Annotated in this window: 8 protein-coding genes; 4 read left to right on the forward strand and 4 right to left on the reverse strand. The window is 46.9% G+C overall.

Annotation, left to right across the window (positions count from 1 at the left end; translation table 11 throughout):
* Nucleotides 1-460: 460 nt before the first annotated feature.
* Nucleotides 461-2,917, forward strand: a complete 2,457-nt coding sequence (gene plsB / locus ACMCM8_RS16320) for a glycerol-3-phosphate 1-O-acyltransferase PlsB (RefSeq protein ID WP_412723641.1) — start codon at nt 461-463, stop codon at nt 2,915-2,917.
* A 234-nt stretch (nt 2,918-3,151) separates the two neighbouring features.
* Here plsB and ilvA read toward each other — a convergent pair whose 3' ends face one another.
* From ilvA to ACMCM8_RS16335, 3 genes are read right to left on the reverse strand one after another with little or no spacing between them, the layout of a single operon-like run.
* Nucleotides 3,152-4,699, reverse strand: coding sequence for a threonine ammonia-lyase, biosynthetic (gene ilvA, locus ACMCM8_RS16325; RefSeq protein WP_412727766.1), 1,548 nt, complete (start codon nt 4,697-4,699; stop codon nt 3,152-3,154).
* Entirely contained in the window at nt 4,699-6,549 is a 1,851-nt protein-coding gene (gene ilvD / locus ACMCM8_RS16330; RefSeq protein ID WP_412723642.1) for a dihydroxy-acid dehydratase, read from the reverse strand. The genes ilvA and ilvD overlap by 1 nt, the downstream gene beginning before the upstream one ends.
* A gap of 51 nt (nt 6,550-6,600) precedes the next feature.
* Nucleotides 6,601-7,533, reverse strand: a complete 933-nt coding sequence (locus ACMCM8_RS16335) for a branched-chain amino acid transaminase (RefSeq protein ID WP_412723643.1) — start codon at nt 7,531-7,533, stop codon at nt 6,601-6,603.
* A 548-nt stretch (nt 7,534-8,081) separates the two neighbouring features.
* Here ACMCM8_RS16335 and ACMCM8_RS16340 point away from each other — a divergent pair.
* Both ACMCM8_RS16340 and ACMCM8_RS16345 read left to right on the forward strand, forming a co-directional pair.
* On the forward strand, nt 8,082-8,699 hold the full coding sequence (locus ACMCM8_RS16340; RefSeq protein WP_412723644.1) for a trimeric intracellular cation channel family protein: 618 nt from the start codon (nt 8,082-8,084) through the stop codon (nt 8,697-8,699).
* A 195-nt stretch (nt 8,700-8,894) separates the two neighbouring features.
* Nucleotides 8,895-10,409: a YifB family Mg chelatase-like AAA ATPase gene (locus ACMCM8_RS16345; RefSeq protein WP_412723645.1), complete on the forward strand. Its 1,515-nt coding sequence runs from the start codon at nt 8,895-8,897 to the stop codon at nt 10,407-10,409.
* 39 nt (nt 10,410-10,448) lie between these two features.
* On the opposite strand, the gene ilvY is transcribed toward ACMCM8_RS16345, so the two are convergent.
* A complete protein-coding gene (gene ilvY, locus ACMCM8_RS16350) occupies nt 10,449-11,315 on the reverse strand; it encodes an HTH-type transcriptional activator IlvY (RefSeq protein ID WP_412723646.1) in 867 nt (288 codons plus the stop codon).
* 157 nt (nt 11,316-11,472) lie between these two features.
* Here ilvY and ilvC point away from each other — a divergent pair, with 157 nt between their 5' ends.
* Nucleotides 11,473-12,951 (forward strand): ketol-acid reductoisomerase, encoded by a 1,479-nt coding sequence (gene ilvC / locus ACMCM8_RS16355; RefSeq protein ID WP_412723647.1) that lies wholly within the window; start codon nt 11,473-11,475, stop codon nt 12,949-12,951.
* Nucleotides 12,952-12,981 lie beyond the last annotated feature (30 nt).

The raw sequence follows: 12,981 nt of genomic DNA on the forward strand, positions 1-12,981 counted from the left end.
AAGTTAATTATTTTTATTATTGACTGAATATTGTTCAAAATCACAACTGCGACTACCCACAGTCAATCCATGCCTGTTTTGACAATCGTTCTCCATTTAAATCGCAAGCGTAACACTTGAACTTACCACCACTCCCGTAGTCATTAAGATTAGTGCAAAACAAAACTATCGAGGTGCATTCCCCGTTTAACGCAACCTTTAACTTATAACCATATGTTTTTATTAATTAACTAAATGTGTGAAGCAACTATCTCTTATTTCGATTAAACGGCGTTTCTACCAGTCAGCTAAAGCCATCATTTCAAAAAGTTGTCTCTGCTGTATGTGATTACCCGTTATCCAAACATGCAAACCTCATCAAAACAGAGCATATCGATTGGATTGATAAAGGCGAAAGGCGAGATTAACTGCGTACTGTGTTACACTTCGCGCGTTTTTATTTCATAGGATTACATAATTCATGTCGTGGATGCGAAAAGCCCTGCTGTCGGTATTTCATTATCCTGTTAAATTACTGGTTAAAGCGCACAGTATTCCAGTTAATGTTGAAACCGAATTAGGAATAGACAAGAACAAACCCATTGTTTATCTACTCCCTACCAACTCTGTGACGGATCAACTGGCCTTGAGAATGTCGACTCAAGCATTAGGTTTACCTAGTCCAACCGACACATTAACCTTAGCGGGACGCGAGTATTCCTCCACGTTATTTTTAAGAAAAACCCAGCCTATTTTTCGTTCGAATGCCAAAGATACCGACATTGATGCGGTGTTTACTGATCTGTTCCACTTACATCGAGACCACGAAGAGCTCGACGTTCAAGTTGTGCCTGTCTATGTGACTTGGGGCAGGGCGCCGGGCAGAGGGAACCCGGGCCTTAGTGATCTAATTGCCGATAAAGCTGCGCCAAGTTGGCTAAGAAAATTATTTATCGTACTGTTTCTTGGCCGTGACAACTTCATTAATTATTCCAAAGCCGTCTCTGCTCGCGCCATGTCTAATCAACACGGCAGTGACCAAAGTATTGCCCATAAACTCGTCCGTGTAGCGCGTACTCACTTCCAACGAAAACGTCAAAGTATGACGGGCCCGACCTTGTTAGAAAGAGAAGAACTCAACAACAGTGTGTTGGGGTCAGATGCGGTGCGCCGTGCAATTGCCGAAGAGTCGCGTAGCAAAAAGTTAACCCACGAAGAAGCAAAAGAAATTGCACAATCTTATGTTACCGAAATAGCTGCAGATTATCGCGAAGGCCTGATCCGATTTGGCGATAGACTACTGACGCGTATTTGGAACAAAATTTACAACGGCATCAGCGTGGGACATGCCGATCGCATTCGTGAGCTGGCCGCTAACGGTCACGAAATCATCTATGTGCCGTGCCACCGCAGCCACATGGATTACTTGTTGTTAACCTATGTGATTTATCACGAAGGAATGGTAACCCCACACATCGCGGCAGGTATCAACCTTAATTTCTGGCCTGTAGGGAAAATGTTTCGCCGCGGCGGTGCCTTTTTCTTACGTCGCAGTTTTGCTGGCAATAAATTGTACACCGCGGTCTTTCGTGAATACCTTGAATTGTTGTTCAACAAAGGGTATTCCGTTAAGTACTACCCTGAAGGTGGGCGCAGCAGAACAGGTCGACTCATTCCACCCAAAACGGGCATGCTTGCCATGACCATTCAAGCCATGCTGAAGGGCGTGAACCGTCCTGTCAGTATTGTACCTGTGTACATTGGCTACGAGAATGTGATGGAAGTGAAGAGCTACCTCAACGAGCTTAAAGGCTCGAAAAAGGAAAAAGAATCAAACCTTCAGGTGTTTTCAGCCATAAGAAAACTCAAGAATTATGGACACGGTTATGTGAACTTTGGCGAGCCTATTCAACTTAGCCAATTTCTGGAAAACCACGTGCCAAACTGGCGTGAATGTCGCGACGCAGAACCCGAGAAGAAGCCGGCCTGGCTTACGCCTGCGGTAAATGAACTGGCCACCCATGTAATGACCAGAATTAACAGCGCAGCAGCATTGAACGGTATGGCACTGACTTCATTGTGTTTGTTGTCGTCAAAAACACAAACCATGAGTGAGTCTGAATTAACGCAAGCCATAAGTGACTTTGTTGATTTATTCAAAGCCGTGCCGTTTAGCGAAGATGCGACCATACCTGATTCTTCTGCAAAGGAGCTGTTACACGATACACTGAAGTTGGACAAGTTCGATATCAAAGAAGACGACTATGGCAGGCTAATTAGTCCACAACCTCACTCTGCGGTGTATTTAACGTATTATCGCAACAATATTCTGCATTTGTTTGCGCTACCCGGCCTTATCATGGCCTCGGTATTCGCTAATAAAGGGATCCACAGACACAAAGTACTTCATCTGATTGCTGCACTTTATCCGCTTTTGCAAAAAGAGTTGTTTTTGCACTTAACGCAGGATGAAGCGCTTGCGCACACTGATGCCCTTATCAACGCCTTACTCGACAATGGCCTACTACGCCAACAAGATGATGAGTTAGTGCCACCTGATGCCCATTGCAAACAGTTCCATTCTGCGTGGCTACTCAGTCGCTGTATGCAGGAAACCTTGCAACGTTACGCCGTGGTATTAACTATTCTCGATAAAGAAAAAGTGATCAGTCGCACCGCTCTAGAAAGAGAAAGCAAACAAGTTGCCGAGCGATTATCTGTTTTATATGGCTTAAGTTCTCCAGAATTTTATGACAAAAATGTGCTGTCCAGCTTTATTGGCGCATTAAAAGATAACCACTGGTTGGACTCAGAGAAAGACGGTAGCCTTAAATATTCTGAAGAGTGTGAAGGTCTTCGCTCAGACGTGATGGCGTTGATTTGGCCAGAGATGATGCAACATTTGGAAAATGTTGCCTTGCACTCAACGGGTGATTGATTGCCAATAGCAACGGATGGTGAATAATCGCCATCCCTCATAAAAAAAGCCAAACCCACCTATCGAAGGGTTTGGCTTTTTTCACCGCAAACAGATACTAACATTTATTCCATAGAGAGTGCTTTATATCGCCCCACAGTAAGCTTGCGCTTAATGTGAAGCGATGCAAAGCGAAACCTGTTTAATATCATTAACGATGAATGACATGGCATGTAACGAACATTCCGTTTTAGATTATGCTGGTTGAGACAAAAAGAACCGATATGCAGGGTTATCTGTCACTTCTTCTGCCTTATAGCCCAGTTCAGCGACGTGTTCATTAAACGCTGCACGACTTTCGGGCGCAATGTCAAAACCTGCCAATACCAAGCCTTCTGCCGCACCGTGGTTACGATAATGAAACAGCGTAATATTCCACTGCTCACCTAACGTATTTAAGAAGTTAAGCAGCGCCCCAGGGCGTTCTGGAAACTCAAAGCTAAACACCTGCTCGTTTAATAGTGTAGGAGGTCGGCCACCCACCATGTGCCGTACATGCAATTTAGCGAGTTCGTTGTCGCTTAAGTTAACGCATTGATAGCCTTTACTGTCGAGATCATTCTGAAGTTCACTGAATTCTTGCTGGCCGCCTTTTAACTTTACGCCGACAAAAATATGCGCTTCACTGTCGCTGGCGTAACGATAGTTAAATTCGGTGATCGCTTTCGCACCCACACATTCGCAGAATTGCTTAAACGCCCCTTTGGTCTCGGGAATTTTTACTGCAAACACAGCCTCTTTCTGTTCGCCCAATTCACAGCGTTCTGACACGTACCGAAGGGTATGGAAGTTAATATTAGCGCCACACAAAATTCCCCCCAGTTTTTTACCATGAAGGTTGTATTGCTTAGCGTATTTGCGAATAGCAGCGATGGACAACGCGCCAGCAGGCTCAGCTATCACGCGAGTGTCATCAAAAATATCTTTGATCGCGCCGCAAATCTCATCATTAGTAACGGTAATAGTCTCGTCCACCAAGCGGTCACATAACCTGAAAGTTTCCTGTCCCATTATTTTAACCGCTACACCATCGGCAAAAATGCCCACACTGTCCAGTTCAGTGGGCTTGCCCGCTTCTTTCGCTTTGATAAAACAGGCCGACTCTTGTGACTCAACGGCCACAATCTTTATGCTTGGCTTAAGCTGTTTTAGATATACTGCAATCCCTGCAGCCAAACCGCCGCCGCCCACGGCAATAAATAAAATATCGAGGTGGGGGTTTTGCTCAAGTAACTCGCGGGCGACTGTGCCTTGCCCGGCAATCACATCTGGATCATCAAACGGGGGCACAAATGTGTAACCGTGTTTTTCACACAACGCTTTTGCATGGTTGCTGGCTTGATCAAAACTGGTACCGTGAAGCACCACAGTGACATTTTCCCCACCAAAGCGACGTACCGCATCGACCTTGATGTCTGGGGTAGTTTCAGGCATGACAATGGTCGCCTGAATGCCTTTCATCTTTGCACTGTACGCCAAACCCTGAGCGTGATTACCTGCAGAGGCACCAATCACCCCCGCTTTAAGCTGTTCATCGCTAAGAGAACAAATACGGTTATAGGCGCCACGCAACTTAAAGCTTTTAACCGGTTGCTGATCTTCCCGCTTTAAAAAAATCTCGTTATCAAGTTCTGCTGATAATAACGACATGTACGACAGCTCACTAGCTACCGCCACATCGTACACAGGGGCAAGGAGAATTTTTTTAAGGTATTCGTGGTCGCTAATGTGCGCACTTGCCATCATAAATTTTCCAGCTTGCTAACATCTCGTACTGCCCCTTTGTCCGCGCTGGTTGCAAGGGCAGCAAAGGTTTTAAGCGATGTTGATACTTCACGTACGCGATCTTTCGGACGCCACGGTGAATCGCTGGCTTCCATCTTCACACGGCGCGCAGCAAATTCTTCATCACTGATGGCAATGTTGATACTGCGATTAGGAATGTCGATTTCAATTTTATCGCCATCTTCGACCAAACCAATGCCTCCGCCGCTGGCCGCTTCTGGTGAGCAGTGGCCAATCGACAAACCGCTGGTACCGCCACTAAAGCGACCATCGGTAACCAAAGCACATGACTTGCCCAATCCTTTTGATTTCAAATAAGAGGTAGGGTAAAGCATTTCCTGCATTCCCGGTCCACCACGAGGCCCTTCGTAGCGAATGAACACCACATCACCTGCTTTCACTTCACCGCCTAAAATGCCTGCAACCGCATCGTCCTGGCTTTCGTAAATACGGGCAGTGCCGTTAAAGGTTAAAATCGACTCGTCAACCCCAGCGGTTTTTACAATACAGCCGTCTTCGGCCAGATTGCCATACAGTACTGCCAGACCACCTTCCTGACTGTAGGCATGTTCAATTGAGCGGATACATCCCGTTTCACGATCGTCATCGGCGGTATCCCAGCGGCAATCTTGGCTGAATGCCTGCGTCGTACGAATACCTGCAGGGCCTGCGCGATAAAAAGTAATTGCGTCTTTGTTGTCGGGGTTGGTGATATCCCAATCGCTAATAACGTCCGTCAACGGTTTACCCAATACGTGATTCACATCTGTATTTAATAACCCCGCCTTATTAAGCTCATTGAGTATGCCCAAGACACCACCGGCACGGTGGACATCTTCCATATGATATTTAGGGGTAGAGGGGGCAACCTTACATAAGTGCGGTACTTTACGGGATAACCTGTCGATATCCGCCATTGTAAAAGGCACTTCACCTTCCATTGCTGCCGCTAACAAGTGCAAAATGGTATTGGTGGAGCCCCCCATCGCTATGTCCAGGCTCATGGCATTTTCAAAGGCTTTAAAATTGGCAATATTGCGTGGTAATACGCTGTCGTCATCATCGCCGTAATAGCGTTTACACAATTCGACAATTTGCTTACCCGCTTGCTTGAACAAGCCTTCACGGTCGGCATGGGTGGCAAGCATGGAACCGTTACCCGGTAGCGACAGCCCCAGTGCTTCGGTTAAGCAATTCATCGAATTGGCGGTAAACATTCCCGAGCACGACCCACACGTTGGACATGCTGAACGTTCAATTTCGTTCGTGTCGGCGTCGCTTACTTTGTCATCGGCTGCCGCCACCATCGCGTCAACCAGATCCAGTTTAATCAGTTGATCGGATAGCTTGGTTTTACCCGCTTCCATCGGACCACCCGAAACAAAGATAACCGGTACGTTAAGGCGCATTGAAGCCATTAACATCCCCGGCGTAATTTTGTCGCAGTTAGAAATACACACAATGGCATCGGCGCAATGGGCATTTACCATGTATTCAACCGCGTCAGCAATAATTTCACGGGAGGGTAGGCTATACAGCATTCCGCTGTGCCCCATGGCGATACCGTCGTCAACCGCAATGGTATTGAACTCTTTCGCCACACCGCCAGCCGCTTCCACACTACGCGCGACCAGTTGACCGAGGTCTTTAAGGTGAACATGCCCAGGTACAAACTGCGTGAATGAATTGGCAATAGCGATAATAGGCTTTCCGAAATCGGAATCCTTCATTCCGGTTGCTCGCCATAACGCGCGAGCCCCCGCCATATTTCTACCTTGCGTGGTAGTTGCAGAACGTAACTTGGGCATAAATCCTTCCCGTTTATATGCGGTCTTGCGACCTTGGTGAAACCTAAAAAATTACTTGTAAACTGGTGTTAACCAGTTCCATTTGTCTTCGGTAGTGCCGTTGAATAAACCAAAGAACATATCTTGTACCTGCTTGGTAATTGGACCGCGGCCGCCTGCACCTACTTGAATGCCATCAACACTGCGTACCGGTGTGACTTCGGCAGCGGTTCCACACATAAAGATCTCATCGGCAAGGTACATGGCTTCACGAGGAATGTTCTCTTCGCGAATTTCATAGCCCATGTCTTTTAGCAAAGTGATACAGGTATCACGGGTGATGCCTGGCAAAATAGCCGCAGTTTTCGGCGTGGTGCTGACCACGCCATCGCGAATAACAAAAATATTTTCACCGGCGCCTTCACTGATGTAACCATTGCGATCAAGGGCAATGCCTTCACCGTAACCGTGACGGCGAGCTTCCATTGAAATAAGTTGTGAAGACAGATAGTTGCCCCCTGCTTTCGCACCCGTTGGCATAGTGTTAGCGGCTAAGCGATTCCAAGAGGAAATACCGGCATCCACGCCATTTTTCAGCGCTTCTTCACCCAAATACGCCCCCCATTCGAATGCCGCAATAGTCACTTCAGTTTCTGTCCCAAATGGCACTTGAAGGCCCATACCAATGTCACCGTAAAACGCGATAGGGCGAATATACGCTGATTTAAGATTGTTCTTTGCGATGATATCGATGGTTGCCTGATTAATTTCTTCAAGGGTATAAGGAATTGTCATGCGATAAATTTTCGCAGAGTCGAAAAGGCGACGGTTGTGATCATTCAAACGAAATACACACGTCCCTTTGTCGGGCGTATTGTATGCGCGAATACCTTCAAACACTGACGAGCCATAGTGAATAGCGTGCGTCATAACGTGAACTGTCGCTTCTTTCCAAGGTTTGATTTCGCCGTTAAACCAAATGTGATCAGCAGGTTGCTTAGCCATGAGTTGTCCTTCCAAAAATGGGCGGCTTGCCCACACTGTGCTGTTTTTAGTTCAACACAGAAAATTAATACCGAGATGAATGATACATGACAGAGCGCAAGCGCCCAATACACTGGGAATAGCGAAACCAAAACGGACAGATTTTTTTACGGTTAATTTACAGTGGCATCGCCACTTAGCGTAAAAAGTCTGTGCGTAAACTGCTTACCCCAGATTTTAAGCTGTCGATGTGCCTAAACATCTTCAGCCGCCTAGCACGAAGGACCTAAAAACAAAGACTCTAGTGATAGCACATTGTTTTTAATGGTATATTTGACTCACAATGCGCAAATCCATTGGCACTGCAAAAATGAAATGTTGTTCGTAAGAGGCTATGGCTTAACCTCTTAACTCAATGCAAAGTGATTACTCCGCGTTGATATTGGCCAAAGAAATAGCATGAAACACAAGGCGTGATCAAGTATTTTGCCGTAATACCATGGGTTTTTAATGCACAACGATACAATGCTCGAAGGCTTTTTTCGACAACACAAGCAAAGGTAACAAATATGTTTGATTGGTTTCACTGGCTAAATCTGGCCGGGGTTGCAGTATGCGCAATTTCGGGCACCCTTATGGCGTATCAAAAGCGCATGGACGGATTTGGCGTTGTCGTGCTGGCCAGTGCCACAGCCATTGGAGGCGGCACCCTTCGCGATGTCATGCTTGACGTCCCTGTGTTTTGGATTGCTGATACCGACTATTTGTACACTACCCTTATCGCCGCGTTCATTCCGATCATCTGGTTGCGAGTAAGCCCGCGTTTTCCCTTCCACTACCTGTTAGTTGCCGACGCCTTCGGCTTAGCGCTATTTAATGTGGTGGGTATTGAAAAGGCGCTTGCCAATGACACGGGTATGGCGGTAGCAGTGGCTATGGGCACCATTACTGGCGTGTTTGGCGGCTTGCTACGCGATGTAATTTGTCGCGAAGTGCCGCTGGTGCTAAATGGCGAACTTTACGCCATGACCTGTATTGCCGGCGGCGTGGCATACGGTATTGGCATGGAGTTCAACCTAGCGGTTCAATGGTGTGGCATTGCAGCTTTGGTCACCACCGTACTATTTCGGTTGGGGGCCATGCGCTGGCATTGGCAACTCCCCGTTTTTTATAACGACCATCATTAAAACAGCTCCTCCACATATTTTTGTTCGGTTCATACTTTTAACCTAACACGTGCTAGCAGGCGCTTACAAAGCACCTGTTAGCCGATAATCATGTCTATCGTACAGTTTCGCTTCGCCGCGTTTGCTCTTACAGTTACCCTTCCAAATTAAACAGCATTACACGCAGTCTAACTTCACTTAAGGATATACTTAGCAATGGGCATGGCGGTTGTAAAAACCTTTGCGGGGCAAGGTGTTACTGCTCCAGAAGTCAGTGTAGAGATTCACCTTGCCAATGGATTGCCTGCATTTCAGCTGGTCGGTATGGCTGAAACCAGCGTAAAGGAAGCCAGAGAACGTGTACGAAGTGCACTTATTAACAGTGGCTTCGACTTTCCGGCTAAACGCATAACCGTAAATCTAGCGCCGGCGGATATCCCCAAATATGGCGGGCGCTTTGACCTTCCAATAGCGGTGGGTATTTTAGCGGCATCCGGCTATATCACTGATACAAGTTTGCTCAATATTGCCTTTGTGGGTGAGTTAGCACTAAACGGGGAAATTAAACCGGTAAGTGGCCTGATCCCTGTCGTCATGGCGGCTGCCAATGAAGATACGCCTCTAATTTACCCTGGTGACAACGACATTGAAGCGGCTTTGGTATCGCACGCGACCCGCTACCCTGCGTTTGATTTGCTCTCCGTTTACGAGCATTTGTCCGGCCATAAGAAACTTTCTAAGGGCCAGTCTTTTACTCCCTTAAAGCAACCTAAACAAACTACCGGATGGGACGATATTATCGGTCAGGCGCAAGCCAAACGCGCCCTAACCATTGCCGCCAGTGGTGCGCACAACCTTTTGATGGTGGGGCCTCCGGGCACAGGTAAAAGCCTGCTAGCCAGCAGAATGTTGTCACTTCTACCACCACTTAATGAAGAAGAAGCCTTGGAAGTTGCAGCCATTCACTCGGTTAAAGGCGAGCGCTTAGACGTAGAGCAATTTTTGACCCGGCATATGCGCTCACCTCACCATACAAGTTCAGCAGTGGCGCTCACCGGCGGAGGCTCCCATCCCGTACCCGGTGAGATCTCATTGGCCCATCATGGTATCTTGTTTTTAGATGAACTGCCGGAGTTTGGTCGAAAGGCTTTAGATGTATTGAGGGAGCCTCTTGAAACTGGTGATGTGCACCTATCGCGCGCGTCGGGCAGTGCCACTTATCCGGCAAATTTTCAATTGGTCGCCGCCATGAACCCCAGTCCTACCGGTGACATTGACGATAATCGCCTCACGCCACAGCAACAGCTTAACTACTTAAACCGCTTGTCTGGCCCCTTGTTAGATCGCATCGATATTCAAGTTGAAGTGCCACGGCTACCCGACTATGACTTACCCGAAGCGGCTAACAAGCCCAATGATTCTCTGTTTGACACTCATCAAGCGGTTGTCAAGGCCCGTGCCACGCAAATCGCTCGACAAGGTAAGCCAAACGGCGCATTAAGTGCGGGAGAACTGGCTACCATGTGTTTATTACAACCTGAAGATCTGCGTTTTTTACAGGCCGCTGCCAAACAGCTCAATTTATCCATGCGGGTGTTTCATCGCACCTTGAAAGTGGCCAGAACCATTGCCGACTTGCAAGGGAAAGACACCGTAGGCAGAGCACATATTGCTGAAGCTTTGGGTTACCGAGCATTGGACAATTTAATTAAGCAACTTAGTGCTAATTGATTGCGCGATAAATGCCGATGAACTCGCCTTTCCCAATTACTAAAGCGATTTATTTAACTGCATAAACGCATTGATAAGGGGTTCATTTTGCTTGTCTTGCAAACAGCACAACCCCAGTGCATACGGCTCAATGTCGTCCACGTGAATTTGCGTAACTGCACTTGCCATACTGGAGTGATCAAGTACCACTTTAGGCACAAACCCCACACCACACTCTAGTGCCACCATGCTAACAATGGCTTCGTTGCCCCCCACATAAGCGTAGACATTGGGCCGAATGCCATGCTCGGCAAACCAGTGATAAGCGGTACGTCGGGTAGGGCCCGTTTCAGGCATAATAACCTGGTGTTTGGTCCAATCAATTTGATTGAGCTGAGTTAATCGCCACTCTCTTGGCGCAATTAATACTAATGGGACATTGTCCAGCGCGGTAAAGTGAAGGTCGGTGGGCATGTCAGGGGTATAAATGGCAATAGACACATCACACTGCTTGCCCTTTACTTTTTCAATAGCAAGCGCGGGGTCGCCGGTAATAAGACGAATATCGACGCCGGGATGCTGCTGCCTGAATTGCCTTAACATGGCGGGTAAATGGCTTTGGCTAGCCGTTACCGAGCAAAACACGCTCAGTTCTCCTTGCAGTGCGTCATTGTCTTCTTTCAAATCCACTTTTAATTGCTGCCATTCTTTTAACGCTTGTTTTGAAAAGGCCAGCAGTTTGTGGCCACTATGGGTGAGCGCTACTTTGCGATTATCACGTTTAAACAAGGTGCAACCCAACTCATCTTCAAGGCGCTGAATAACCCGACTTAACGTAGAAGGCGATACATACATGGCTTCAGCGGTCACGCCAAAATGTAGGCTGGTAGCCAGATGATTGAACAGTTGAAGACTGCGAAAATCCATAAACATTTCACTATTTGCAACATTATCTTGCAAATATATCATTTTCCAAAACAAAAGAAATCTTTTAGTCTCAATACCAAGTCGTCATAGACGAGGTCTATCTACGCCAAGGTCGGCGTGTGATATTGACAAAAATGAATGTTGTTCGGAAATTTTTATGGCTAATTATTTCAACACCCTATCTCTTCGCCAGCAGTTAGACCAATTAGGTCGATGCCGTTTTATGGCACGCGAAGAATTCGCTGACGGTTGTCAATTTTTAAAAGGCAAGAAAATTGTCATTGTTGGCTGTGGTGCGCAAGGTCTTAACCAAGGCTTAAATATGCGCGATTCAGGGTTAAATGTTTCTTATGCGCTGCGTCAGGCAGCCATTGATGAGCAACGCGACTCTTACAAACGCGCAACCAGTAACGGCTTTACTGTGGGTACCTATCAGGATTTGATCCCTGATGCCGATCTCGTTTACAACCTAACACCGGATAAGCAGCACGCCAGCGTGGTTGAAGCAGTCATGCCACTGATGAAAGAAGGGGCAACACTGGGTTATTCTCACGGTTTTAATATTGTTGAAGAAGGCCAGCAAATTCGCAGTGATATTACCGTTGTCATGTGCGCACCGAAAAGCCCAGGTTCTGAAGTACGCGAAGAATATAAACGTGGCTTTGGCGTACCCACACTGATTGCGGTGCACCCAGAGAACGATCCACAAGGGGAAGGCTGGGATACTGCTAAAGCGCTTGCCAGTGCAACTGGCGGCGATCGCGCTGGAGTACTCGAGTCTTCGTTTGTTGCTGAAGTGAAATCTGACCTGATGGGTGAGCAGACCATTTTATGTGGAATGCAACAAGTGGCAGCCGTACTTGCATTTGAAAAAATGGTTGAAGATGGGATTGACGCAGGTTATGCCGGTGCACTGATTCAATATGGCTTAGAAGCCATTACAGAAGCACTTAAGATTGGCGGTGTGACCAACATGATGGACCGTCTATCGAACCCGGCAAAACTGAAAGCTTTTGAGCTTTCTGAGCAATTAACTGATTTACTCCGTCCACTGTTTGAAAAACATCAGGACGATATCATCAGCGGTGAATTTTCTCGCACCATGATGGAAGACTGGGCAAATGGCGATGCAAATCTACTTAAGTGGCGTGCAGAAACCGGTGAAACCGCGTTTGAAAATGCCCCTGCTTATGAAGGTGAAATCAGTGAACAAGAATTCTTTGACCACGGCATCTTATTGGTTGCCATGATCAAGTGTGGTGTAGAAGTCGCTTTCGACGTCATGGTTGAAGCCGGTATTCTTCCCGAGTCTGCGTACTATGAATCACTACACGAAACGCCACTTATCTCAAACACTATCGCCCGCAAGCGATTGTATGAAATGAACGTGGTTATTTCAGATACCGCAGAATACGGAAACTATTTATTTGCCAACGCAGCAATTCCGATTTTGCGCGAAAAGTTTATGCCTACTATTGATACATCGGTTATCGGCAAAGGGTTGTCTACTACCTCTAATCAGGTAGAAAACAAACGCCTTGTTGACGTTAACGAAGCGATCCGCGCCCACGGCGTAGAATCGGTAGGTAAAACCTTACGTGGCTACATGACTGACATGAAAGCCATTATAGGTTAAGACAGTTTCTGTCGTTAGGTGCTTTAACTA

Origin of the sequence: Alteromonas sp. D210916BOD_24, from assembly GCF_047159385.1 — a bacterium.
GTDB lineage: Bacteria > Pseudomonadota > Gammaproteobacteria > Enterobacterales > Alteromonadaceae > Alteromonas.

Excerpts from the sequence above, each read along its gene's own strand:
- ACMCM8_RS16335 (WP_412723643.1), bottom strand. The coding sequence starts at position 7,533 with ATGGCTAAGCAACCTGCTGATCACATTTGGTTTAACGGCGAAATCAAA.
- plsB (WP_412723641.1), top strand. The coding sequence starts at position 461 with ATGTCGTGGATGCGAAAAGCCCTGCTGTCGGTATTTCATTATCCTGTT.
- ilvD (WP_412723642.1), bottom strand. The coding sequence starts at position 6,549 with ATGCCCAAGTTACGTTCTGCAACTACCACGCAAGGTAGAAATATGGCG.
- ACMCM8_RS16340 (WP_412723644.1), top strand. The coding sequence starts at position 8,082 with ATGTTTGATTGGTTTCACTGGCTAAATCTGGCCGGGGTTGCAGTATGC.
- ACMCM8_RS16345 (WP_412723645.1), top strand. The coding sequence starts at position 8,895 with ATGGGCATGGCGGTTGTAAAAACCTTTGCGGGGCAAGGTGTTACTGCT.
- ilvY (WP_412723646.1), bottom strand. The coding sequence starts at position 11,315 with ATGGATTTTCGCAGTCTTCAACTGTTCAATCATCTGGCTACCAGCCTA.
- ilvA (WP_412727766.1), bottom strand. The coding sequence starts at position 4,699 with ATGGCAAGTGCGCACATTAGCGACCACGAATACCTTAAAAAAATTCTC.
- ilvC (WP_412723647.1), top strand. The coding sequence starts at position 11,473 with ATGGCTAATTATTTCAACACCCTATCTCTTCGCCAGCAGTTAGACCAA.